Below are 22,754 nucleotides of genomic sequence, written 5' to 3'. Positions count from 1 at the left end.
CGGGGTGCGGACGCCCGGGGGCTTCCCGGCCCCCCGGAGCGGTGCACGCCGAGACGGGCGGCCGGCTGCAGCTGGCCGTGCCCGCCGGGCGCAGCCCGACGACCTCGACCCCGCGGCTCGGCACCGCGCTACTGCGGCGCCAGCAGGCGCAGCGCCCCCGGTACGGTGCGCGCGGTCAGGGGCAGGGGGCCCAGCGGCTCACCGTCGGCGTAGCCGGTGATGCCGTCGGCGGCGAGGGTGATCGCGGCCGCGCGGTGCACCGTCACCACGGGGTGGCCGAGGTGGGTGCCGCGGTAGACCCTCGGGAAGACGCGCAGCAGCGTGCCGCGGCTGCACGGCCCGACCACGCACACGTCGAAGCGCCCGTCGTCGAGTTCGGCTCCGGCGCAGATCCGCATGCCGCCGCCGTACGAGGTGCCGTTGCCGACGGCCACGAGGGTCGCCTCGATCTGCATCTCGGCGCCGTCGTCGAGGGTGATCCGGTATGGGATGGGGCGCAGCGCGGCCAGTTCCGCCAGCATCGCCACGTCGTAGCGCAGCCGCCCGCTGGGCCAGCGCAGCCGGTTGCCGCGGTCGTTGACCCGGGAGTCGAAGCCGGAGGCGAGGACCGTGCCGAACCACCGTTCGCCGGCGCGGCCGAGGTCGATCTCGCGGACGGTCTCCTCCTTCAGCGCCCGCGCGATGGCCTCCCCGGCCGCGGCGGGCTCGCGTATCGGCAGTCCCGTCGCCCGCGCGAAGTCGTTGCCCGTGCCGACCGCGACGACGCCGAGCGGCGTGCCGGTCCCGGCCACGGCCTGCAGGGCCAGCGACACCATGCCGTCTCCGCCGACCGCGACCAGCGCGTCGGTGCCGTCCGCGACGGCCTCGCGGGCCCGCGCCAGGGCGTCGGCCGCGTCGGTGCCGACGACGGTGCGCACGCCGAAGCCCGCGCGGCGCAGTGCGTCCGCGGCCGGTCCGGCGGCGCGGGCGCCCCGGCCACGGCCCGCGGTGGGGTTGGCGATGAGGGTGATCTCGCTGGTCACGCGCGGACCCTACCGTGCGGTAGCCCACCCGTCGAGATCACCGGCGCCCCTTCTTCCTTAGGGGTCGTGATCACCTCGGGGCCTGGTGCCGAACAAGCCCATGACCTTCGCGGCGTCGAAGGGCGACCACTGCCGACGGCCGCCTGCACCCCATGACGACGGGGCCCCGCCCGGATGGTCCGGGCGGGGCCCCGCCCCGGGTCACGCGGCGTCAGGTCGCGTCGTCGAAGTCGCCGGAGCGGCGTCCGTCCTCGACGGGCCCGGCCTGCTCGGGCACGGAGGCCGTGACGCGCTCGCCGGTGCCGATCGACTCCGGGGTGAGGTCCAGCTCGGAGGCCTCGTCGTCGGAGAGTTCCGCGTCGGGGTTGCGCCAGCGCCGACGCCGGTCGTTGACCAGGCTGAAGGCGACCGCGCCGAAGTAGAGGACGACGATCGGACCGGACAGGGCGATCATGCTGACCGGGTCGGTGGTCGGCGTCGCGACGGCGCCGAAGACGAAGACGCCCATGACCACGGCCCGCCACCAGCCCGCCATGCGGCGGCCGCTGACCATGCCGACCAGGTTGAGCATGACCAGGAGCAGCGGCAGTTCGAAGGCGAGACCGAAGACCAGCACCATGCGGATGGTGAAGTCCAGCACTCCGTCGAGCTTCAGGAGGTTGGACGAGCCCTCGGGCGTGAAGCTGATCAGCACCTTGATGCTGACCGGCATGATCTTGTACGCGAGGAGGGCGCCGCCCAGGAAGAGCGGGAGCGCCGCGCCCACGAACATGTACGTGTACTTGCGCTCGTTCCGGTGCAGGCCGGGGGCGATGAAGGCCCACAGCTGGTACAGCCAGACCGGACTGGCGCCGATGACGCCGGCCATGAAGCAGACCTGCATCGTGAGCGCGAACGGCGCCGTCAGCGAGTCGAACGTGACGATGGCGCAGTTGCCGCCGCTGCTGACGACCCCGGGGCCGCACTTGGGTACCGGGGAGGCCAGGAACTCCAGGAGTTGCTGGCTGTAGAAGGCGGCCACGATCGCCACGACGACGATCGCGAGCACACTCTTGGCGAGCCGGTTGCGCAGCTCACGCAGGTGTTCCACGAGGGGCATGCGCCCCTCGGGGTCCTTCGTCGGCTTACTGCGGGCAGACTTGAGCAACCCAGGTCCTCATCTCAAGCGGTGGCCGGCGTCCCCGCCGGCGGCCCGTACCTGTGTCGTCGTGTCAGCTCTGCGTCTGGCGGGGCTGCTGGGTCTCGGAGACCGGGCGGGCGCTGGCGACGTCACCGGGCGCGGCCTGGATGGTCTTCGGCGCTTCCTGGGCGTCGGCGGGCGCGTCGGCCGGCGCCTGCGGGGCCGCCGCGTCGTCCGACTTCATCGCCTTCGCCTCGCTCTTCAGGATGCGCATCGACTTCCCAAGGCCGCGGGCCATGTCCGGGAGGCGCTTGGCCCCGAACAGCAGCAGAACGACGACAAGGATGAGGATGATCTCAGGGGCGCCGAGCCTGCCGAACATAAGCTTTACCTTCTCACCGAGGCGGCATGGGTTCTTGAGCAGCGGGCTCCGGGTCCGTGGACACGGTGTCCGCTCTGCCAGCGATCGTAACCTGCGGGGGTAAACGCCTGGCAATCCCCCGGCGTCCTTGCCGTTGCCGCCCCCGCCGCGCTCTCCCGGGGCCGCTTCAGCAGCGTACCTTCCTGGAGAGGGGAGGACGAGGGTGCCGCGGACGGCGGCGACCCGGCGTCCGCGGGCACGGCCTGCGGGACGGCGTCGTCAGCGCGACAGTTCGCCGGCGCCGCGCGCCAGCGGCTCCGCGGCCCGCCGCAGGTCCTCGGAGGCCTGTCGCAGGCGGTCGCTGCTGCGCCCCACCTGCCGGGCGAGGCCGCGCACCTCGGCGTACACACGCAGAGCCAGGACACCGAGCACGAGCAGGCCGGCGGTCGCGAGGCCGACGTACAGGTAGAGCCACCACATGGCAGCCGAGCGTAGCGGCTCAGCCGGTGTGCAGCCGCATCGTGCGGACGCCGCCGTCGGTGAGGAGCTCCACGATGCGGTCGCCCGCCGGCTTGCGGACGGAGGAGCCGCAGTCGGGGCAGGTGAAGGAGTAGAAGGTGGTCCGGTGGCTGCCGCCGATGGCCAGCCGCAGGGCGTCGGCCGACAGTTCGAAGCTGGTCCGGCACTCCGGGCAGGAGGCCCTGAAGATCACCCCGGGCAGGGCCGTGCCGGGGTCGCCGACGGTACCGAGGGTGTCGAGGGTGTCGAGGTCGTCCATGCCGGCGCTCCCCTCACTCGCCGTAGGCCGCGAGGGCCTGGGCGGCGGCGTCGCGGGCGCTGCCGGCGAGTCCGGCCGGGGAGACGATCCGCCCGTCGCGGCCGAGCCGCAGCGCGAGACGGCGCAGCGAGCCCGGGTCGGGGGTGCGCAGGGTGACCCGCAGGCCGCCGTCGGGGAGTTCCTCGGCGAGGTCGTGCGGGTAGTACTCGGCGACCCAGCGGCCGCCGGGGCCGACCTCGATCACGACCTCCGGGTCGTCGCCGGCCGGCTGCACCAGCCCCTGGGACAGGTCGCGCGGCTCGACGCGCGGCGGGTCGCTGGGCGTGTCCAGCAGCCGGATCTCGGCGACCCGGTCCAGCCGGAAGGTGCGCCGGTCCTCCGACAGGTAGCACCAGCCCTCGAAGTAGGTGTGGCCGACCGCGAACAGCCGGATCGGGTCGACCTCGCGCTCGGTGAGCTCGTCCCGGGACGGCGAGTAGTAGCGGATCCACAGCCGGCGCCGTTCGGCGATGGCGCGGTCGACGTCGGCGAAGACGCTGCCCTCGGACTCGAAGGTGACCGACAGCCGGGAGGACGCGCCGGCCGCCTCGCCGGCCGCGCCCTCGATCTTGGCGGTGGCGCGCAGCAGCGCCTGCCGGTCGCTCTCCCGCAGCCCGGGCAGGTTGGCGACGGCACGGGCGGCGACCAGCAGCGCGGCGGCCTCGTCGGCGGCCAGCCGCAGCGGCTGCGCGACGTCGTCCACGTTGTGCCACCAGATCCGCTCGCCGTCGGTGTCGATGTCGAGCAGGTCGCCGCCCCGGAAGCTCGTGCCGCACAGCGGCAGCACGTTCAGGTCGCCGATCAGCTCGGCCTCGGTGACCCCGAACGCGCGGGCCACGTCGCTCACGCGGGCGCCGGGGCGCTCGCGCAGATACGTCACCAGGGACAACATCCGGCGCGTCTGGTCGATCGCGTTGGCCATCTCTCCGTACTCCCCCGCTCAGCCCTTGGCGACGGCACGCAGCCGGTCCACGACGTCGGCCCGCAACTCGTCGGGCCCCAGTACGACCACGTCCGGGCCGAACTCCACCAGCCAGGCGTCCAGTCCGTGCCCGTACGGGATCTCCAGCTCGTCCCAGTCGGCGTCGACCGGCAGTATCTCCACCGCGCGGGCCCGCAGCGGGTACCCGGAGTCGCGGCGCAGCCGGATCCTGGCGGTCGCGGTCGCGCCTTCCCCGGCCCAGCTGGCGACGGCGGCGCGCACGTCGACGTGGTCGGGCACCTCGGTGGTGAAGGCGCCGCCGCGGGTGCGGACCCGGCCGGTGATCCGGGAGAGCCGGAAGACGCGTACGGCGGACCGGTCGCGGTCCCAGCCGGCCAGGTACCAGTGGCCGCGCCAGCACTCCAGCGCCCAGGGCTCGACCTGGCGGGGCTCGGGGCGCACGGCGTTGGCCTTGCGGTAGTCGAAGGAGACGGGGCGGCGCTCACGGGTGGCGACCATCAGCGGCTCGAACGCCGGCTCGGGGGTGGGGATGCGGGGCTCCAGGGCACTGTGCCCGGCCGCCTCCCGCGCGCCGTCGTCGCCCTCGTCATGGAAGGGCACGCCCGCGGCCCGCAGCTTCTGCAGGGCTCCGCTGGCGGCCTCGGCGAAGCGCGCCTGCTGCCAGACCTTCGCGGCCAGGCTCAGCGCGGCGGCCTCCTCGGCGTCCAGGGCGATCTCGGGGAGGCGGTTGCGGTCACGGCGGGCGAGGTAGCCGATCTCACCGTCGAGGCTCTCCACCGTCTCGATGACCATGCCGAGCTCGCGCAGGTCGTCCTTGTCGCGCTCGAACATGCGGTTGAACGCCTCGTCGGAGCCGATCTCGTGGTACGCCTCGATGGACGCGCGCAGCTCCCGCTTGCTGACCGGGCGCCGGGTGTTCATCAGGCACAGCGCCAGGTTCATCAGCCGCTCGGCCTTGGCAATCGCCACTCGAAGCAACCTTCTTCCGTGTTCAGCTCTCCGTCGAGACCCTATCGCGACCGGGCCGCGTGGCTGAAGCGAAGGCCGGTTCCGGTGACCGCCCCTGCCGGCCCACCGCACGACGGAGCCCCCGCCGGGCCGGCGGTGCCGGTCGGCGGGGGCTCCGGGCCGTGGTCGGGCCGGACGCCGCTCAGACGGACAGCAGGTCCACCACGAAGATCAGCGTCTCACCCGGCTTGATGAGCGGGCTCGGGCTCTGGTTGCCGTAAGCCAGGTGCGCGGGGATGGTCAGCTCACGACGGCCGCCGACCTTCATGCCCTGCACGCCCTGGTCCCAGCCCTTGATGACCCGGCCGCCGCCCAGCGGGAAGCTGAAGGGAGAGTTGCGGTTCCAGCTGGCGTCGAACTCCTCGCCGGTGCTGAAGGCCACGCCGACGTAGTGGACGGTGACGTTCTGACCCGCCTTCGCCTCGGCGCCCTCGCCCTCCCAGATGTCCCTGATCACCAGTTCGGCCGGCGGCTCACCGCCGGGGAAGTCGATCTCGGGCTTCTCGATGCTCACGTACGTGCTCCTAAAGAGGTGCGGACAACCTGCTTAGTCTTACATCACCGCGAGGATGTCGAGGCTGAACACCAGCGTGGACTTGGCCGGAATGCCCGGCTGCGCCTTGTCGCCGTAGCCCAGGTCCGGCGGCACCACGAGCATGACGCGGCTGCCGACCTTCTTGCCCACCAGGCCCTCCTGCCAGCCCTTGATCAGCTGCTGCAGCGGGAACTGGGCCAACTGGCCGTTCTTGTAGCTGGAGTCGAACTCCTTGCCGCCGTCCCACACCACACCCTTGTACTGCAGCAGCAGGGTGTCGGTGGGCTTGACCGCCGCGCCGTCGCCCTCCAGCACGTAGTTGGCGACCAGCTTGGCAGGCGCGGCCGTCTTGGGGACCTCGATGGAGGGCGCCTGGCCGTCGGTGTTGGTGCCGACCTTGGGCAGCTTGGCGTCGTTCTGCGGGACGGCCTTGCCCTGGGCGGAGCTCTTGCCGTTGAAGGTGTCCACCACGTCGACGACGAAGACCAGCGTGTCGGTACCCTTGATCCCGGCGTCCGGCTGCCCCTGCTCGCCGTAGCCCAGGTTCGGGGGGATCGCCAGCTCCACCCGGTCGCCGACCTTCTTGCCCACCAGGGCCTTGTCCCAGCCCTGGATGACCCGCCCGACGCCGATCGGGAAGATGGCCGGCGCGCCCCGGTCCCAGGAGTTGTCGAAGACCTTGGCCGTGTCCCAGATCTGCCCGAGGTAGTTCGCCTGGAGGTAGTCACCCGAGGCGACGGTGGTGCCGTTGCCCTGGATCACCGTCTTGACGGCCAGGTCCTTGCTCGGCTGGCCCGGTCCCTTGGCGACCGTCGGCTTCTCGCCGAACTTCGTACCGGCGGTGATGTCCGGCAGCGGGCCGTCCACGATCTTCACCGGCGCGGACGCGGAGGCGGAACCCGACGGGCTGGCGCTGGTCGCGGACTTGCCGGACTTGTCGTCACCGCAGCCGGCGAGGGTGAGCAGGCCGGCAGGGACGGCGAGGAGAAGAGAGCGTCGGCGCACGGGGATCCCCATCAGGTCGATCTTGCGTTGTCTGGCGTGCGCGCCACTCTACGGCGTGGGCGGGGCCCCGTACGAACACGTACGGGGCCCCGCGTCGCCTGTGCCACCGCCGCTACATACCGGCGATGAGCTTCTCCACCCGGTCGTCCACCGACCGGAACGGGTCCTTGCACAGCACCGTGCGCTGCGCCTGGTCGTTGAGCTTCAGGTGCACCCAGTCGACGGTGAAGTCGCGCCGCTGCTCCTGGGCACGGCGGATGAAGTCGCCGCGCAGCCGCGCCCGCGTCGTCTGCGGGGGCACGGACTTGGCCTCGAAGATCTTCAGGTCGTTGCAGATCCGCTTGGCCTGACCCCGCTTCTCCAGCAGGTAGTACAACCCGCGGCGGCGGTGGATGTCGTGGTACGCGAGGTCTATCTGCGCGATGCGCGGGTGCGACATCGTGATGTTGTCCCGCGCCCGGTAACGCTCGATCAGGCGGTACTTCATCACCCAGTCGATCTCGGTGCCGATCTTGTCCAGGTCACCGCTGCCGATCGACTCCAGGGTCCGGCCCCACAGTTCGAGGACCTGTTCGATGACACCGCTGCGGATGCCGCGCCGGTCGCAGAAGTCCACCGCCTTGGAGTAGTACTCCTCCTGGATCTCCAGGGCCGAGGCCTCCCGGCCCGAGGCGAGACGGACCTTGCGCTGGCCCGTTATGTCGTGCGACACCTCGCGGATCGCCCGGATCGGGTTCTCCAGCGTCAGGTCCCGCATCACGGTGCCCGCCTCGATCATGCGCAGCACCAGGTCGGTCGCGCCGACCTTCAGCAGCATGGTCGTCTCGGACATGTTGGAGTCGCCCACGATGACGTGCAGCCGCCGGTAGCGCTCGGCGTCCGCGTGCGGCTCGTCCCGGGTGTTGATGATGGGCCGGGAGCGGGTCGTGGCGGAACTGACGCCCTCCCAGATGTGCTCCGCGCGCTGACTGACGCAGTAGACCGCGCCACGCGGGGTCTGCAGCACCTTGCCCGCGCCGCACAGCAGCTGCCGGGTGACCAGGAAGGGGATGAGGATGTCCGCGAGGCGGGAGAACTCCCCGTGCCGGGCGACGAGGTAGTTCTCGTGGCACCCGTAGGAGTTCCCCGCGGAGTCGGTGTTGTTCTTGAAGAGGTAGACGTCGCCCGCGATGCCCTCCTCGTGCAGGCGCCGTTCTGCGTCCACCAGGAGGCCCTCGAGGATGCGCTCCCCCGCCTTGTCGTGGGTGACGAGTTCCGTCACGTTGTCGCACTCGGGAGTGGCGTACTCCGGGTGCGAACCCACGTCGAGGTAGAGACGGGCGCCGTTGCGGAGGAAGACGTTGCTGCTGCGACCCCATGACACGACACGGCGGAAGAGGTACCGCGCCACCTCGTCCGGGGACAGACGCCGCTGTCCCCGGAACGTGCACGTGACGCCGTACTCGTTCTCCAGCCCGAAAATGCGGCGGTCCATGATGAGACCTTACGCCTGATGCGTGGACCTCAAACCGGGTTCGACCGCGGCGATTCGATCTTTTTCTGTCCCGCTTGCCGGGTTTGGAACCGTGAGGTAGCGCCCACTGGCCAGCAGCACCACCAGCGCCGCCACCCCGCCGGCACCCGCCACGCCGAAGGCCGCCGCGGTCCCACCGTACTGCGCGGCCGGTCCCGCGACCGCCGTGCCGACCGCCGCGCCCACCCCGAACGTGGTGACGATCCATGAGAACGCCTCGGTCACCGTGCCCACCGGGGCGTGCCGGTCGACCACCACGAACGCGCAGGCCAGCGAGGGCGCCAGGAACAACCCCGCCAGCACCGCCAGGCCCGACATCGCCGCGACACCCGGCACCAGCGCCAGCGGCAGGTAGCACACGGCCAGACCCGCCATCAGCAGCCGCAGCCGCCGCTCGGGGACCCCGGCCCACTGCCGCGCCCCGTAGAACACCCCGCCGGCCAGCGCCCCGGCGCCGATCCCCGACAGCACGTAGCTGGAGACCATCCCGCCGCCGTGGCCGTCGGCGTACGCGACCGCGGCCACCGCGATCGAGCCCAGCGCCAGCCCCACGAAGAAGAACGAGCCGACCAGCGCGCGCAGGCCCGGCGCGCGCAGCGGCCCCAGCCAGTCCGGGGTGCGCGGCTGCGTCCGCCACGCCCGCGACGGCGGCGCGGTGACCACGCTCAGCGCCCCCGCCACACCGACCGCCGCGATCCACAGCAGCGCCGCCGTCTCCGAGAACGCCGCCACCAGCAGCGTCACCAGCAGCGGCCCGACCGCGAACATGACCTCCTGCGCGGCCGCGTCCAGCGCGTAGGCCGCGTGGATCCGGTCCTCGCGCTTGAGCACGCCCGGCCACAGCGCCCGCAGCCCGCCCTCCAGGGGCGGGGTGAAGAAGCCCGCGACCAGCATCGCGGCGTACGCCAGGGGCAGCGGCCGGGGCCCGGAGAGCGCGAAGACGGCCATGCCCACGGCCGAGACCACCGCCGCCGGGAACATCACCCTCGGCTGCCCCAGGCGGTCCACCGCCCGCCCCAGCAAGGGTTGCCCGACCGCGTTGGCGAGGCCGTAGACGGCCGACAGCGCCCCCGCCAGGGCGAAGTCGCCGCCCTGCGCGCGGGTCAGCAGCACGATGCCCAGGGCCGCCGTCGCGTTCGGCAGCCGGCCGACCAGGGTGCCGGTCAGCAGCCGCACCGCGTGCCTGGCCCGCAGCAGGTCCGCGTAACCGGTCCCCATGCCCGCCCCTTTGCTAGTTGTACGTATAACGTCGTGGGTCATACGTACCATGAGCCCAGTCCACCGGTCCAGCCGCACACCCCGCCGCCACCCGCCCACCCAGCCGAAAGAGGCCCCCACGGTGACCGACACAGCGCGCCCGACCTCACGCGACGTCGCACGCGCCGCCGGCGTCTCCCAGGCCACCGTCTCCCTCGTCCTCGGCGACAAATGGCGCGGCCGGGTCTCCGAACGCACCGCCGACACCGTCCGCACCGCCGCCCGCGACCTCGGCTACCGGCCCAACCTCGCCGCCCGCAACCTCCGCCTCGGCCGCACCCGCACCGCGCTCCTGGTCGTGCCCACCCTCACCAACGAGTACTTCGCCCGCGTCTACACCGGCGCCGCCCGCGTCGCCGACGACCACGGCTTCGGCGTCGTCCTCTACCCCTCCCCCGAAGGCGTCGGCCCCGCCCGCGACCCCTTCGGCTCCGCCCGCGCCGCCCTCGACGGCATCATCGCCTCCTCCATGGCCGCCGACGCCCTCGCCGCCATCGGCGACGGCGGACTCCCCCTCGTCATGCTCGACACCGACCCCGCCGCACCCGGCCCCGCCGCCACCGTCAACCTCGCCATCGCCGACGGCATGCGCCAGATCACCCGGCACGTCCTCGGCCTCGGCCACCACCCCTTGGGCATCGCGCACCTCGCCGCCGACATCGACACCTGGACCTTCCACGAACGCGCCCAGGCCCTCGCCGACGCCCTCGGCACCACCCCGCCCACCGAACGCTCCCCGCTCACCTACGAGGACGCCCGCCGGGCCACCGAACGCCTCCTCACCCGGCCCGGCCCACCCCCCACCGCCCTCATCTGCGACGACGACGTCCTCGCCGTCGGCGCCTGCAAGGCACTGCGCCGCCACGGACTACGCGTCCCCCACGACGTCTCCGTCACCGGCTACGACGACTCCGCCCTCGCCACCGCCGTCGAACCCGAACTCACCACCGTCACCCTCCCCGCGGACGCCGTCGGCGCCGGAGGCATGACCGCACTCCTCGACACCCTCGCCGACCGCCCCGCCACCGGCACCGAACTCCCCGTCCGGCTCGTCGTCCGCGGCTCCACCGCCCCACCACGCCACCCCTGAAACGACCGACGCCCCGGCCGCCGCACAGGCGGGCCGGGGCGTCGGCAACGGGCCGGAACCCGTCACACGTCCTCGTCCAACTCCGGAAGGTCGTCGTCCCCCTCCACCGGAGCCGCAGGCGGAGCGGGCTTCTCCGGCTTCTCCGCCTTCTCCGCCGACGGCGCCGCCCCCTCCCCCTCCAGCAACCGCGACAACTGCCGGCCCAGGATCCGCTTGAACTTGCGCTGCTGCGGCCGTGTACGGTCCAGCACCGCGACCTCCAGCTGCTCCGCCGTGAGCTGCCGGTCACTGCCGTTGTTGTCCCGGCTCAGCGACTCCACCGCCAGCTTCAGCGCCTCCGCCAGCGTCATGCCGTCACGGTGCCGCTGGTCCAGGTAACTGCCGATCTGGTCCGAGTTGCCACCGACCGCCACCGCACCATGCTCGTCGACGATCGAACCGTCGTGCGGCAACCGGTAGATCTGGTCCTCGGAGGGGTCCGCGCCCACCTCCGCGACGATCAGCTCCACCTCGTAGGGCTTCTCCCCCACGCTCGAGAAGATCGTGCCCAGCGTCTGCGCGTACACGTTCGCCAGGCCGCGCGCGGTCACGTCGTCCCGGTCATAGGTGTAACCCCGCAGGTCGGCGTAACGCACACCACCGATCCGCAGGTTCTCGAACTCGTTGTACTTCCCCACCGCCGCGAAGGCGATCCGGTCGTAGATCTCACTGACCTTGTGCAGGGCACGGGACGGGTTCTCGGCGATGAAGACGATGCCGTCGGTGTACTGCAGCACGACGACGCTGCGCCCGCGCGCGATGCCCTTGCGGGCGAACTCGGCACGGTCGGCCATGGCCTGCTGGGGTGAGACATAGAACGGCGTCGACACCGGCTATCCGTCCCTTTCTGTCAGTAGCGAGTGCATCTCGGACGACCAGGTCAGAGCAGCCCGGCCCGCGGGCCGTCCGGCAGCTCCAGCCGCCGCTCGTGGACGGCCCGGACGATCTCCGACGTCTCGGCCTCGGTCAGCTTGCGGAAGCCCTCGTCGGTGATGACCGTGACGATCGGGAAGATCCGCCGCCCCAGATCCGGGCCACCGGTCGCCGAGTCGTCGTCCGCCGCGTCGTACAGCGCCTGGATCACCAGCGTCGCCGTCTGCGACTCCGTGAGATCCGGCTTGTACAGCTTCTTCATCGAGCCCCGCGCGAACACCGAACCCGAACCCGTCGCCGCGAAACCGTGCTCCTCCGAACGGCCACCTGTCACGTCGTACGAGAAGATCCGCCCCTTCTCACGGTCCGTGTCGTAGCCGGCGAACAGCGGCACCACCGCCAGCCCCTGCAGCGCCATCCCCAGGTTCCCCCGGATCATGGTCGACAGGCGGTTCGCCTTGCCCTCCAGGGAGAGCGTGGCGCCCTCGATCTTCTCGTAGTGCTCCAGCTCCAGCTGGAACAGCTTGACCATCTCCACCGCCAGGCCCGCCGTGCCCGCGATGCCGACCGCCGAGTACTCGTCGGCCGGGAACACCTTCTCGATGTCCCGCTGGGCGATGACGTTGCCCATCGTGGCCCGCCGGTCACCGGCGAGCACCACACCGCCGGGGAAGGCCGCCGCCACGATCGTCGTGCCGTGCGGCAGCTCCACGGCCCCCTTCACGGCGGGCAGGGTGCGGTTGCCCGGGAGCATCCCCGGCGCGTGCGCCCCCAGGAAGTCCACGAACGAGGACGAGCCAGGCGTCAGGAAGGCAGCTGGTAGACGCCCGGTGCTACGAGTGTTGGCTTCCACACGTTTCCTTCCACGTATGCGGCCGCCCGCCGTATGACGTCGGGCCGATCCTTGAACTGCCCCAGCGCGGCGTTGCAGCTGAAGCACAGTACGCCACGGACCCTACCCGTCCCGTGGTCGTGATCCACATGTTCGGCCGGGGCGTCCAAACAAATGCAGCAAATGCCGAACTGCTCGGTGACCATGGCGTCCCGCTCGGCCTCGGTCATCCCGTACTTGCGCTTCAGATGGCCGACCCGGCCCTCCACCGCCCGGCACGACTTGCACCGGCTCGACAGGCCGTCCGACGCGCTGCTGTTGCGGTCCCACTCGCTGTGCGGCTTGGTCTCCCCGCAACGACGGCAGTGCTTGTGCCCGACGGGCACAAGCACTCGCGGCCGTACGTTCTTCCCTCTCGCCAACTGCCTCTGCTGGTGGTATGCGGCCCAGCACTCCCGGCAGTAGGCCTGGAGACCGTCGCGCGACGCCCTGTTCTTGGCGAACGCCTCACACGGCAGCAGTTGCTTGCACCGAGAGCACCGCTTCACGCCCCCCTCGTTCATGGATGTGGACTACTGTCCACCCTTCTGAACGAAGGAGCGCACGAAATCCTCCGCGTTCTCCTCGAGGACGTCATCGATCTCGTCCAGCACGGAGTCCACGTCGTCCGACAGCTTCTCCTGCCGCTCCTTGAGGTCGGAGGCGGCCTGCGCGTCCTGCGCGGTCTCCTCGACCTCCTCGGTCGAACGCGTGGCCTTCTGCTGCCCGCCGCCGGTGTCCTTGGTAGCCATGTGTCCCTCACCCCGCTCGGTGTCCATGTCCTACAAGATCAGACCCTACAAGGAGGGTCTGACTTCGGCCCCCGGTATTGCCCAACGTCCGGGGGCCACCCCGATGATTCCCGGTTCGGACGGATTTCAGCCCTGCTCAGCCGCCCGACAGGATCCGCACCAGCTCCTCCGCGGTGCGACAGCGGTCCAGCAGCTCCTTGACGTGGTTGCGGGTGCCCCGCAGCGGCTCCAGGGTGGGGACGCGCTGCAGCGAGTCCCGGCCGGGGAGGTCGAAGATCACGGAGTCCCAGGAGGCCGCCGCGACGTCGTCCGCGTACTGCTCCAGGCAGCGGCCGCGGAAGTAGGCGCGGGTGTCCTCCGGGGGCTTGCTCATGGCCCGGACGACCTCGTCCTCGGTCACCAGCCGCTGGATGCGGCCGCGGGCCTCCAGGCGGTTGTAGAGGCCCTTCTCGGGGCGCACGTCGGCGTACTGGAGGTCGACGAGGTGGAGCCGCGCGGCGTCCCAGCCCAGGGAGTCGCGGCGCCGGTAGCCCTCGAGGAGCTCGCGCTTGGCGATCCAGTCCAGTTCGCCGGCGAGGCTCATGGGGTCGCCCTCGAGCCGGTTGAGCACGTCCTCCCACCGGCCGAGGACGTCCTTGGTCTGGTCGTCGGCGTCGGTGCCGAAGCGGTCCTCCACGTACTTGCGGGCGAGTTCGCAGTACTCCATCTGGAGCTGGACGGCGGTCAGTGTCCGGCCGCTGCGCAGGGTGATCAGCCGGCGCAGCGTGGGGTCGTGGCTGACCTGGTGGAGGGTGCGGACGGGCTGGTCGACGGCGAGGTCGACGTTGATGAAGCCGTCCTCGATCATCGACAGCACCAGGGCGGTGGTGCCGAGCTTGAGGTAGGTGGAGATCTCCGACAGGTTCGCGTCGCCGATGATCACGTGCAGTCGGCGGTACTTCTCGGCGTCGGCGTGCGGCTCGTCGCGGGTGTTGATGATGGGCCGTTTGAGGGTGGTCTCCAGGCCTACCTCGACCTCGAAGTAGTCGGCGCGCTGGCTGATCTGGAAGCCGTGCTCGTGGCCGTCCTGGCCGATTCCGACGCGGCCGGCTCCGGTGACGACCTGGCGGCAGACGAAGAAGGGCGTGAGGTGCCGCACGATGTCCGAGAAGGGGGTCTCCCGCTTCATCAGGTAGTTCTCGTGGGTGCCGTAGGACGCGCCTTTGTTGTCGGTGTTGTTCTTGTACAGGTGGATGGGCTGGGCGCCCGGGAGCTGGGCGGCGCGCTCGGCGGCTTCGGCCATGATGCGCTCGCCGGCCTTGTCCCACAGGACGGCGTCGCGGGGGTTGGTGACCTCCGGGGCGCTGTACTCGGGGTGGGCGTGGTCGACGTAGAGCCGGGCTCCGTTGGTGAGGATGACATTGGCCAGGCCGATGTCCTCGTCGGTGAGCTGGCTGGTGTCCGCGGCTTCTCGGGCGAGGTCGAAGCCGCGGGCGTCCCGCAGTGGGTTCTCCTCCTCGAAGTCCCAGCGGGCGCGGCGCGCCCGGTGCATCGCCGCCGCGTAGGCGTTGACGACCTGGGACGAGGTGAGCATGGCATTGGCGTTCGGGTGGCCCGGAACGGAGATCCCGTACTCCGTCTCGATGCCCATTACTCGCCGTACGGTCATGCGGCCCTCCTTGCCCGGCTGCGGCCCGTGCTGGGCCGGTCGCTCAAGTACCGCTTCGCAATTGGCCCTCGTGCGGTACCGCTGAGCCTAGAACGCGATGGCGGTGGTGGGGAGATCATTACGCGCTTTCCTGGGTGGTGCCGGGGTGAAATGCTCCGGCTGCGGGTGCCCCTGCGTGGGCACCCGCAGCCGGAGGGTGGTCGCGTGTTACAGGTACTGGCCCGTGTTGGCGACGGTGTCGATGGAGCGACCGGTGTCGGCACCCTGCTTGCCGGTGACGAGGGTGCGGATGAAGACGATCCGCTCGCCCTTCTTTCCGGAGATGCGGGCCCAGTCGTCCGGGTTGGTGGTGTTGGGCAGGTCCTCGTTCTCCTTGAACTCGTCCACGCAGGCGGCGAGCAGGTGGGAGACGCGCAGGCCCCGCTGGTTGTGGTCGAGGAAGGCCTTGATCGCCATCTTCTTGGCCCGGTCCACGATGTTCTGGATCATGGCGCCGGAGTTGAAGTCCTTGAAGTAGAGGACTTCCTTGTCACCGTTGGCGTAGGTGACCTCCAGGAAGCGGTTCTCCTCGGACTCGGAGTACATCCGCTCGACCACGGACTGGATCATGGCCTCGACGGTGGCCCCGGGCGAGCCGCCGTGCTCGGAGAGGTCCTCGCCGTGCAGCGGGAGGGTCGTCACCAGGTACTTGGAGAAGATGTCCTTGGCCGCCTCGGCGTCCGGCCGCTCGATCTTGATCTTCACGTCCAGGCGGCCGGGCCGCAGGATCGCGGGGTCGATCATGTCCTCGCGGTTGGAGGCGCCGATGACGATGACGTTCTCCAGGCCCTCGACGCCGTCGATCTCGGCGAGCAGCTGGGGGACGATGGTGTTCTCCACGTCCGAGCTGACGCCGGAGCCGCGGGTCCGGAAGAGGGATTCCATCTCGTCGAAGAAGACGATGACGGGGGTGCCCTCGCTGGCCTTCTCGCGTGCGCGCTGGAAGACCAGCCGGATCTGCCGCTCGGTCTCGCCGACGTACTTGTTGAGCAGCTCGGGGCCCTTGATGTTCAGGAAGTAGCTCTTGCCCTGGGGTTGCCCGGTGACTTCGGCGACCTTCTTGGCAAGGGAGTTGGCGACGGCCTTGGCGATGAGCGTCTTGCCGCAGCCGGGCGGGCCGTAGAGGAGCACGCCCTTGGGCGGGCGGAGCTCGTACTCCTTGAACAGCTCGGCGTGCAGGTAGGGCAGTTCGACGGCGTCGCGGATCTGCTCGATCTGGTTGCTGAGGCCGCCGATCTGGCGGTAGTCGATGTCGGGGACCTCTTCGAGGACGAGCTCTTCGACCTCGCTCTTGGGGACCCGCTCGTAGACGTACCCGGAGCGCGGTTCGAGCAGCAGCGCGTCGCCGGCGCGGAGGGTGCCGTCCAGCAGCGGCTCGGCGAGCCGCACCACCCGCTCCTCGTCCGTGTGCCCGATGACCAGGGCCCGCTCGCCGTCCTCGAGGATCTCCTTGAGGGTGACGATGTCTCCGATGCGCTCGAACTCCATGGCCTCGACCACGTTGAGCGCCTCGTTGAGCATGACTTCCTGGCCGCGCCGGAGGTCGTCGAGTTCGACGGACGGGCTGACGTTCACCCGCAGCTTGCGGCCGCCGGTGAAGATGTCGGCCGTCTCGTCCTCGTTCGCCTGCAGGAACACACCGAATCCGGCAGGGGGCTGTGCGAGCCGGTCCACCTCTTCCTTGAGGGCCACGATCTGGTCGCGGGCCTCGCGGAGGGTGTTGGCCAGCCGCTCGTTCTGAGCGGACACGCCTGCCAGGTTGGTCTGCAGCTCGACGATCCGCTCCTCGAGAATCCTCGTGTGCCGCGGAGAGTCGGCGAGCTTACGTCGCAGGACGGCGATCTCCTGCTCAAGAAAGGCGACCTGGCTCATGGGGTCTTCCGATCCACGAGCGGGTCGGCCGCCACGGTTGATGTCGTCGTCGTGGGCCGCCACGGTCCTCACCTCCTCCAAGGGGAGCTGGACGCTTCCAGACCCTACCTGGGCCAGTAGGGGTTGAAACCCCTAGATCACAAAGACGTCCTGGGTGTGTCCGATCTTCACCCTTGCGCACGTCCTCCCGCCAGGGAGATACCCAGCCATCACCATCCGAAAGCGGCCGGTTGTATCGTCGGTCCGGTCAACGCCCGTCAAGGGCTGTCCCTTCCCGAACGATGAACGGCAGGCGAGGTTGCGGTGAGCGAGGAAGTCGTCGAGGCGCTTGAGGTCTGGATCGATCAGGACCTGTGCACCGGGGACGGCATCTGTGTGCAGTACGCGCCCGAGGTCTTCGAGCTGGACATCGACGGGCTCGCCTACGTCAAGGGCGACGACGACGAACTCCGTCAGGCACCCGGGGCGACGGTCCCGGTTCCCCTGCCGTTGTTGACCGATGTGGTGGATTCGGCCAGGGACTGCCCTGGCGACTGTATTCATGTGCGTCGGGTTTCGGACAGTGTAGAACTGTACGGACCCGACGCGGAGTGATCTGTCACACGCTGTTCGCGAGCGGTCCTGGGATCTCGTAGTAGGTCCCGGACCTCCATTCCCAGCTGTAGTCGCGCATCTGGTCGGGGCAGCAACGGGGCACGTCGTCGGTGGAGTAGCCGAGCACGGTGGCCCGCACGGTGCGGCCGTCGATCTTCAGGTCCTTGAAGCTGCGCTGCTCCTTGGGATCGACGAGGGTCTCGACGATGCGCGGGGCGGAGCCTGTGGCGGGGTCCGCCGACAGCACGTACAGGCCACTGGGCGGGGTGCCGGTCTCGGAGTGGCAGCGGACGACGGCGACGGTCTCGGGGCGGCCGTCCCCGTCGAGGTCTCCCGAGGCCTGGTCCACGACGTCCACGGGCGCCCCGGCGCATTCCAGGGGGAAGTGCGCGGCACGGGGGTCCGGGGGCGCGACGGCGGCGGGCGCGGGCTTGCCGGTCCTGGCGTCCGCGGCGGGCCTGCCCGTGGAGGCGCCGGCGGGCTGCACGAGCGCGGCGCTGCCTATGACGGCGGCGATCACCGCGGCGGTCGTGATCCAGTGCACCGAGCGGGCTCGGGTGTGCGGAAGGGCCGGCCCTGCGGATGGCTGCACGCGCCTGTCTCCTGTGGAGTTGGTCGAGCGGGGTGGCCAGCATGGTGCCACAGGTCACAGTCAGTTGGTACGACCGGGGCCCGTGTTTCGGGAGATGTCCGCGGGGGTGTGACGAAGCGCCGCCGCCGGTCTTGCCGGCGACGGCGCTTCGGGGTCGGGTGGTTACGCTCCGCCGGTGGCCGGCTTGCCGCCGCCCGGGCCGGTGTAGTCCTCGCCGTACGCTCCGGGCGCGGGGCGCCTGCGCCGCATGGGGGGCTCGACGCCGTCGGCGAGACGGCGGGCGGTGAGCAGGAAGCCGGTGTGCCCGATCATGCGGTGGTCGGGGCGCACGGCCAGGCCCTCGATGTGCCAGGTGCGGACCATGGTCTCCCAGGCGGACGGCTCGTTGAACGTGCCGTGCTCGCGGATCGCCTCGACGGTGCGGGCGAGCTGGGTGGTGGTGGCCACGTAGGCGCAGAGGATGCCGCCGGGGACCAGCGCCTTGGAGACGGCCTCCAGGCACTCCCAGGGGGCGAGCATGTCGAGGATGACCCGGTCGACGTCGGCGTCGCTGAGGTTGTCCTGGAGGTCGCCGACGGTGAGCTGCCACGCGGGGTGCGGGCCGCCGAAGTAGCGTTCCACGTTCTGGGTGGCGATCTCGGCGAAGTCGGCGCGGCGCTCGTAGGAGTGCAGCATCCCCTGGTCGCCGACGGCGCGCAGCAGGAACATGCTGAGCGAGCCGGAGCCGACGCCTGCCTCCACGACGCGTGCGCCGGGGAAGATGTCGGCCATCGACAGGATCTGCCCCGCGTCCTTGGGGTAGACCACGGCGGCGCCGCGGGGCATGGACAGGACGTAGTCGGGGAGCAGGGGGCGCAGCGCGAGATAGGCGACGTTTCCCGTGGTTCGGACCACACTGCCCTCGGGGGCACCGATCAGCTCGTCGTGGGGGAAGGAACCCTTGTGGGTATGGAAGTTCTTCCCGGCCTCGAGCGTGAACGTGTAGTGGCGTCCCTTGGGATCGGTGAGCTGGACCTGGTCCCCGACCTTGAAGGGCCCGCGTCGGCGGGCGGCACCGGTCGGTTCGGACATGCGGACAAGCCTACCGGTGTTTTTTTGGGGCTCGGTTCGCCTCCGGGGCGCTCAAGACGGCGTCGACAGTCGACCGTGCTCTGTCACTCGTTCCTCGCGACCTCCGCGCTCCCCCGGCTACCGCCGGGCGGTGCCCCCACCCTTTCGACACCGTCCGCGCCCCTTCGGCACCGGCGCGAACCATTGGGGCGTCCGCGCCGGCCCGGTAGGCCTGGACGGCGCCCACGCACGCCCCGCGAGTGAGCCGAAGGGGCGCGCGCCTGTCGAAAGGGAGAGCACGCGCAGGCTCCGAGGGACGAGGAGCCGAGCATGGTCGACCGTCGACAGGTGCAGAGGGCGCCACGGAGGCGAACCGAGCCTTGAAAAAGGGGAGCGCCCCAGAGGCGAACCAAGCCTTGAAAAGGGGAGCGCCCCGGAGGCGAACCGAGCCCTCAAGAAGAGGGCCGGGCCATGGCGGCGAGGAAGGCTTTTTCGACGTCGGCGGTGGACAGGACGCCGTAGACCTCGCCGGAGTTCTCGATGACGAGGTACTCCGTGGCCGGGGTGGCACGCAGGGTGTCCAGGAGGTCCTCGCCGGCGAGTTCCGCGGAGACCTTCATGCCGGGCTTGAGGTCCTGGGCGAGGCCGGAGACGGCGACCCAGGGGCGGCGGTGTTCGGGGACGCCGACGATGGCGGCCTCGCGGACGACCGCGGTGGGGGTGCCCTGGCCGTCGACGACGACGAGGGCGCGGGCGCCGGCCTCGTTGGCCCGGCGCAGGGCCTCGGACAGCGGGGTGTCGGAGGAGACCGGCAGGGCGCGCCGGGTGAGCGTGCGGGCCTGGAGTTCGGGCAGGTGCTCGCGGAGCCTCGCCATGCGCAGGCTGTTGCCCGCGCCGGTCCAGATGATGGCGGCGAGGATGGCCGCGAGCAGGGCGTCGGTGAGGGAGTCGAAGCCGGTGGCGCCGTCGCCGCCCTCGCTCATGCCGCCGGCGTACGAGAGCAGGGGCAGCCCGACGAGGACGGCGATGGCCAGGGCGCGGCCGGTCCAGGCGGCGGCGACGGTGCCGGTCATGGCCTTGCCGCTGATCTTCCAGATGACGGCGCGGAGCATCCGGCCGCCGTCGAGGGGCAGGCCGGGCAGCAGGTTGAAGACGGCCACGAGCAGGTTGCTGATCATGAGTCCGGCGAGGAGGACGCCGGGGACGGTGTCGGGGTCGACGCCGTACATGCCGAGGTAGAAGACCCCGGCGAGGACGAGGGAGAGCAGCGGGCCGACGAAGGCGAGCACGAATTCGCGCCCGGGGGTCTCGGACTCCTTCTCGATCTCGGAGACGCCGCCGAAGAACTGCAGCTGGATGCGGCGCACGGGCAGCTCGAAGCGGAGGGCGGCGACGGTGTGGGCGAGTTCGTGGACCAGCACGGAGGCGTAGAAGGCGACCGCGAAGAAGAGCGAGACGAGGTAGCGGGCGCCGCCGAGTTCGGGCAGGACGCGGTCGAGCTGTCCGCCGAACACCCAGGTGATGAGGGCCGCGACGAGGAACCAGCTGGGTGCGACGTAGACGGGCACGCCGAAGAAGCGGCCCATGAGGATGCCGCCGCCGGGTCCCGGGGGACGTTTGGCGGGCCCGTCGTCGGGTCCGGGAGTCCTCTCGCCGCCCGGCGGCGGCTGCTGGCTCTCGCTCACTGGTTCCCCTCGTGTCGCTGACGCTCCGACGTCGATGGTATTGCCCGGTTGCGGGGACCCGACACCGGCTGTCGGCGCCACCCCGTAGGGTCCTGCCATGGGCACCAGCACCGAAGCCGTTCCTCCGAGGCCGCCGTCCTCCCTGTCGCCGTCGCGCGCCGCCGACTTCATGCGGTGTCCGCTGCTGTACCGGCTGCGGGTGATCGACAAGCTGCCGGAGAAGCCGAGCCAGGCCGCGACGCGGGGCACGGTGGTGCACGCGGTGCTGGAGCGCCTCTTCGACGTGCCGGCGGCGGAGCGGACGGCGGACCGGGCCCGGGCGATGGTGCCGGGCCAGTGGCAGCGGTTGCTGGAGGAGCGTCCGGAGCTGTCGGAGCTGTTCGCCGCGGCGGACGGGCAGGGGCTGGCGGAGTGGCTGGAGGAGGCGGCGCGGCTGGTCGAGCGGTGGTTCTCGCTGGAGGACCCGACGCGGCTGGAGCCGGCCGAGCGCGAGCTGTACGTGGAGACGGAGCTGGAGTCCGGGCTGACGCTGCGCGGTTACGTGGACCGTCTGGACGTCGCGGCGGCCTCGGGCGACCTGCGGGTGGTGGACTACAAGACCGGCAAGGCGCCGCGCCCCGAGTACGCGGACGAGGCGCTGTTCCAGATGAAGTTCTACGCGCTGGTGCTGTGGCGGCTGCGGGGCGTGGTGCCGCGCCGGCTGCAGTTGGTCTACCTGGGCAGCGGCGAGGTGCTGACGTACGACCCGTCGGAGGGTGAGCTGCGGGCGGTGGGCCGGAAGCTGGAGGCCCTGTGGGAGGCGATCACGCGGGCCACGGAGTCGGGTGACTGGCGGCCGCGGCCGAGCCGGTTGTGCGACTGGTGCGACCACCGGGCGGTGTGCCCCTCTTTCGGGGGGACTCCCCCACCGTATCCGCTGCCCGTGGTGGGGAAGAATGGGGAGTCCTGAGGGCGAAGGAGATCTTGTGGCTATTCGCGTCCTGTTGGTGGACGACCAGCCGCTGCTGCGCACGGGCTTCCGGATGATCCTGGAGGCCGAGGGCGATCTGGCGGTGGTCGGCGAGGCGGGGGACGGCCAGCAGGCCCTGGAGCAGGTGCGGGTGCTGCAGCCCGACGTGGTGCTGATGGACATCCGCATGCCGCGGATGGACGGGGTGGAGGCGACCCGGCAGATCACCGGACCGGGCCGGGACGGTCCGGCGAAGGTGCTGGTGCTGACCACGTTCGATCTGGACGAGTACGTGGTGGAGGCGCTGCGCGCGGGGGCGAGCGGCTTCCTGCTGAAGGACGCTCCGGCGCACGAGCTGGTGCAGGCGATCCGGGTCGTCGCGGCGGGTGAGGCGATGCTCGCGCCGAGCATCACGCGGCGTCTGCTGGACAAGTACGCGGGACGGCTGCCGTCGGGTGAGGAGCCGGTGCCGCAGGCGCTGCACACCCTCACCGACCGGGAGGTCGAGGTGCTGAAGCTGGTGGCGCGGGGCCTGTCGAACGCGGAGATCGCCGCGGAGCTGTTCGTGAGCGAGACGACGGTGAAGACCCACGTGGGGCATGTGCTGACGAAGCTGGCGCTGCGCGACCGGGTGCAGGCGGCGGTGTACGCGTACGAGAGCGGACTGGTGCGCCCCGGGGCGCAGTAGCGTCCCCGGGGCGTTCGTCGCGTCGCGGTCCGGACCGGGCGGCCCGGACCGGGTGGCGGCTAGGCCGTGTCGTCACATGAGCTCCCCCAGCTACCGCTGGGAGGTGCCCCCACCGCCCGAAGGGCGGGCCCAGCGGCTCCCCCAGCTCCGCTGGGAGGCACCCCCAGGTGCGGTGCATCGCAAGGCGGAGAGTCGTCCTCGTAGTGGGCTACTCGGACGATTCGACAACGCAGCGAGGTGCCGTACCAGGCGTCGCGGGGCAGGCGGGCATGTGACGACACGGCCTAGGAGGTCGAGGCGCCCTTCTGGATCTCCCAGAAGCGGAAGATGGTGGAGGGGTCGAGGGTCCACTCCAGGCCGTTGATGTTGTCCTTGGACACCACGTACTGCTTGCCCTGCCACAGCGGGATGATCGGGACGTCGTCGGCGAC

At 71.0% G+C, this 22,754-nt stretch carries 24 protein-coding genes; 4 read left to right on the top strand and 20 right to left on the bottom strand.

The genetic code is table 11. The features are described from left to right. Window positions 1-128: 128 nt before the first annotated feature. From ACFV3E_RS09245 to ACFV3E_RS09195, 11 genes are all read right to left on the bottom strand, one after another. Window positions 129-1,022 carry a diacylglycerol kinase gene (locus ACFV3E_RS09245; protein WP_500534129.1) on the bottom strand — a complete coding sequence of 298 codons (894 nt, stop codon included), beginning with the start codon at window positions 1,020-1,022 and terminating at the stop codon, window positions 129-131. Between the two features lie 211 nt (window positions 1,023-1,233). After that, complete coding sequence (gene tatC / locus ACFV3E_RS09240; protein ID WP_500370447.1) at window positions 1,234-2,121, bottom strand: twin-arginine translocase subunit TatC; 888 nt, start codon at window positions 2,119-2,121, stop codon at window positions 1,234-1,236. 112 nt (window positions 2,122-2,233) lie between these two features. After that, window positions 2,234-2,524: a Sec-independent protein translocase subunit TatA gene (tatA, locus tag ACFV3E_RS09235; protein ID WP_500534128.1), complete on the bottom strand. Its 291-nt coding sequence runs from the start codon at window positions 2,522-2,524 to the stop codon at window positions 2,234-2,236. 258 nt (window positions 2,525-2,782) lie between these two features. Then, a complete protein-coding gene (locus ACFV3E_RS09230; protein WP_500370445.1) occupies window positions 2,783-2,983 on the bottom strand; it encodes a hypothetical protein in 201 nt (66 codons plus the stop codon). A gap of 19 nt (window positions 2,984-3,002) precedes the next feature. Next, the gene (locus ACFV3E_RS09225; protein ID WP_500534127.1) at window positions 3,003-3,281 is read right to left on the bottom strand and encodes a hypothetical protein; all 279 of its coding nucleotides are present in this window, start codon (window positions 3,279-3,281) and stop codon (window positions 3,003-3,005) included. Between the two features lie 13 nt (window positions 3,282-3,294). Continuing rightward, complete coding sequence (locus ACFV3E_RS09220) at window positions 3,295-4,242, bottom strand: helix-turn-helix transcriptional regulator (RefSeq protein WP_499510927.1); 948 nt, start codon at window positions 4,240-4,242, stop codon at window positions 3,295-3,297. Window positions 4,243-4,260: 18 nt separating this feature from the next. Next, complete coding sequence (locus ACFV3E_RS09215; protein WP_500370443.1) at window positions 4,261-5,232, bottom strand: helix-turn-helix transcriptional regulator; 972 nt, start codon at window positions 5,230-5,232, stop codon at window positions 4,261-4,263. Window positions 5,233-5,413: 181 nt separating this feature from the next. Next, window positions 5,414-5,785 carry an FKBP-type peptidyl-prolyl cis-trans isomerase gene (locus ACFV3E_RS09210; RefSeq protein WP_499510929.1) on the bottom strand — a complete coding sequence of 124 codons (372 nt, stop codon included), beginning with the start codon at window positions 5,783-5,785 and terminating at the stop codon, window positions 5,414-5,416. 39 nt (window positions 5,786-5,824) lie between these two features. Then, window positions 5,825-6,811 carry an FKBP-type peptidyl-prolyl cis-trans isomerase gene (locus ACFV3E_RS09205; RefSeq protein WP_500372793.1) on the bottom strand — a complete coding sequence of 329 codons (987 nt, stop codon included), beginning with the start codon at window positions 6,809-6,811 and terminating at the stop codon, window positions 5,825-5,827. A 112-nt stretch (window positions 6,812-6,923) separates the two neighbouring features. Further along, a complete protein-coding gene (pafA, locus tag ACFV3E_RS09200; protein ID WP_499510930.1) occupies window positions 6,924-8,285 on the bottom strand; it encodes a Pup--protein ligase in 1,362 nt (453 codons plus the stop codon). 9 nt (window positions 8,286-8,294) lie between these two features. Beyond that, window positions 8,295-9,542: an MFS transporter gene (locus ACFV3E_RS09195; RefSeq protein ID WP_500370442.1), complete on the bottom strand. Its 1,248-nt coding sequence runs from the start codon at window positions 9,540-9,542 to the stop codon at window positions 8,295-8,297. Window positions 9,543-9,591: 49 nt separating this feature from the next. On the opposite strand from ACFV3E_RS09195, the gene ACFV3E_RS09190 reads away from it, so the two are divergent. Beyond that, entirely contained in the window at window positions 9,592-10,671 is a 1,080-nt protein-coding gene (locus tag ACFV3E_RS09190; protein WP_500534126.1) for a LacI family DNA-binding transcriptional regulator, read from the top strand. A 62-nt stretch (window positions 10,672-10,733) separates the two neighbouring features. Here ACFV3E_RS09190 and prcA read toward each other — a convergent pair whose 3' ends face one another. From prcA to arc, 6 genes are all read right to left on the bottom strand, one after another. After that, window positions 10,734-11,540: a proteasome subunit alpha gene (prcA, locus tag ACFV3E_RS09185; protein ID WP_500534125.1), complete on the bottom strand. Its 807-nt coding sequence runs from the start codon at window positions 11,538-11,540 to the stop codon at window positions 10,734-10,736. 50 nt (window positions 11,541-11,590) lie between these two features. Next, entirely contained in the window at window positions 11,591-12,436 is an 846-nt protein-coding gene (gene prcB / locus ACFV3E_RS09180) for a proteasome subunit beta (protein ID WP_500370440.1), read from the bottom strand. Then, window positions 12,388-12,978: an endonuclease VII domain-containing protein gene (locus ACFV3E_RS09175; protein ID WP_500534124.1), complete on the bottom strand. Its 591-nt coding sequence runs from the start codon at window positions 12,976-12,978 to the stop codon at window positions 12,388-12,390. The genes prcB and ACFV3E_RS09175 overlap by 49 nt, the downstream gene beginning before the upstream one ends. A 9-nt stretch (window positions 12,979-12,987) precedes the next feature. Further along, window positions 12,988-13,206, bottom strand: a complete 219-nt coding sequence (locus ACFV3E_RS09170; protein ID WP_354798988.1) for a ubiquitin-like protein Pup — start codon at window positions 13,204-13,206, stop codon at window positions 12,988-12,990. A 136-nt stretch (window positions 13,207-13,342) separates the two neighbouring features. Continuing rightward, window positions 13,343-14,854, bottom strand: a complete 1,512-nt coding sequence (dop, locus tag ACFV3E_RS09165; RefSeq protein ID WP_499510936.1) for a depupylase/deamidase Dop — start codon at window positions 14,852-14,854, stop codon at window positions 13,343-13,345. Window positions 14,855-15,061: 207 nt separating this feature from the next. Continuing rightward, the gene (gene arc, locus ACFV3E_RS09160; RefSeq protein ID WP_500370438.1) at window positions 15,062-16,828 is read right to left on the bottom strand and encodes a proteasome ATPase; all 1,767 of its coding nucleotides are present in this window, start codon (window positions 16,826-16,828) and stop codon (window positions 15,062-15,064) included. Between the two features lie 240 nt (window positions 16,829-17,068). Between arc and ACFV3E_RS09155 the strand changes: the two genes are divergently transcribed. Continuing rightward, window positions 17,069-17,359, top strand: a complete 291-nt coding sequence (locus ACFV3E_RS09155) for a ferredoxin (protein ID WP_450386264.1) — start codon at window positions 17,069-17,071, stop codon at window positions 17,357-17,359. A 4-nt stretch (window positions 17,360-17,363) separates the two neighbouring features. On the opposite strand, the gene ACFV3E_RS09150 is transcribed toward ACFV3E_RS09155, so the two are convergent. From ACFV3E_RS09150 to ACFV3E_RS09140, 3 genes are all read right to left on the bottom strand, one after another. Continuing rightward, window positions 17,364-17,951: a hypothetical protein gene (locus ACFV3E_RS09150; RefSeq protein ID WP_500534123.1), complete on the bottom strand. Its 588-nt coding sequence runs from the start codon at window positions 17,949-17,951 to the stop codon at window positions 17,364-17,366. A gap of 162 nt (window positions 17,952-18,113) precedes the next feature. After that, window positions 18,114-19,022: a tRNA (adenine-N1)-methyltransferase gene (locus tag ACFV3E_RS09145; protein WP_499510939.1), complete on the bottom strand. Its 909-nt coding sequence runs from the start codon at window positions 19,020-19,022 to the stop codon at window positions 18,114-18,116. A 431-nt stretch (window positions 19,023-19,453) separates the two neighbouring features. Then, entirely contained in the window at window positions 19,454-20,686 is a 1,233-nt protein-coding gene (locus ACFV3E_RS09140) for a site-2 protease family protein (protein WP_500534122.1), read from the bottom strand. Window positions 20,687-20,783: 97 nt separating this feature from the next. Between ACFV3E_RS09140 and ACFV3E_RS09135 the strand changes: the two genes are divergently transcribed. Then, the gene (locus tag ACFV3E_RS09135) at window positions 20,784-21,635 is read left to right on the top strand and encodes a RecB family exonuclease (RefSeq protein WP_500534121.1); all 852 of its coding nucleotides are present in this window, start codon (window positions 20,784-20,786) and stop codon (window positions 21,633-21,635) included. 16 nt (window positions 21,636-21,651) lie between these two features. Further along, entirely contained in the window at window positions 21,652-22,323 is a 672-nt protein-coding gene (locus ACFV3E_RS09130) for a response regulator (RefSeq protein ID WP_500370435.1), read from the top strand. Window positions 22,324-22,754 lie beyond the last annotated feature (431 nt).

Origin of the sequence: Streptomyces sp. NPDC059718 (genome assembly GCF_042733315.1) — a bacterium.
In the GTDB taxonomy this organism is placed as follows: Bacteria; Actinomycetota; Actinomycetes; order Streptomycetales; family Streptomycetaceae; genus Actinacidiphila.
The sequence above is the reverse complement of the archived record's forward strand: the minus strand, read 5'-3'. Positions and strand labels throughout refer to the sequence as shown.

Bases quoted from the DNA above. Each gene is read 5' to 3' on its own strand.
- tatC (WP_500370447.1), bottom strand. From the start codon at position 2,121: ATGCCCCTCGTGGAACACCTGCGTGAGCTGCGCAACCGGCTCGCCAAG.
- tatA (WP_500534128.1), bottom strand. From the start codon at position 2,524: ATGTTCGGCAGGCTCGGCGCCCCTGAGATCATCCTCATCCTTGTCGTC.
- ACFV3E_RS09230 (WP_500370445.1), bottom strand. From the start codon at position 2,983: ATGTGGTGGCTCTACCTGTACGTCGGCCTCGCGACCGCCGGCCTGCTC.
- ACFV3E_RS09225 (WP_500534127.1), bottom strand. From the start codon at position 3,281: ATGGACGACCTCGACACCCTCGACACCCTCGGTACCGTCGGCGACCCC.
- ACFV3E_RS09220 (WP_499510927.1), bottom strand. From the start codon at position 4,242: ATGGCCAACGCGATCGACCAGACGCGCCGGATGTTGTCCCTGGTGACG.
- pafA (WP_499510930.1), bottom strand. From the start codon at position 8,285: ATGGACCGCCGCATTTTCGGGCTGGAGAACGAGTACGGCGTCACGTGC.
- ACFV3E_RS09195 (WP_500370442.1), bottom strand. From the start codon at position 9,542: ATGGGGACCGGTTACGCGGACCTGCTGCGGGCCAGGCACGCGGTGCGG.
- ACFV3E_RS09190 (WP_500534126.1), top strand. From the start codon at position 9,592: ATGAGCCCAGTCCACCGGTCCAGCCGCACACCCCGCCGCCACCCGCCC.
- ACFV3E_RS09175 (WP_500534124.1), bottom strand. From the start codon at position 12,978: ATGAACGAGGGGGGCGTGAAGCGGTGCTCTCGGTGCAAGCAACTGCTG.
- ACFV3E_RS09170 (WP_354798988.1), bottom strand. From the start codon at position 13,206: ATGGCTACCAAGGACACCGGCGGCGGGCAGCAGAAGGCCACGCGTTCG.
- dop (WP_499510936.1), bottom strand. From the start codon at position 14,854: ATGACCGTACGGCGAGTAATGGGCATCGAGACGGAGTACGGGATCTCC.
- ACFV3E_RS09145 (WP_499510939.1), bottom strand. From the start codon at position 19,022: ATGTCCGAACCGACCGGTGCCGCCCGCCGACGCGGGCCCTTCAAGGTC.
- ACFV3E_RS09135 (WP_500534121.1), top strand. From the start codon at position 20,784: ATGGGCACCAGCACCGAAGCCGTTCCTCCGAGGCCGCCGTCCTCCCTG.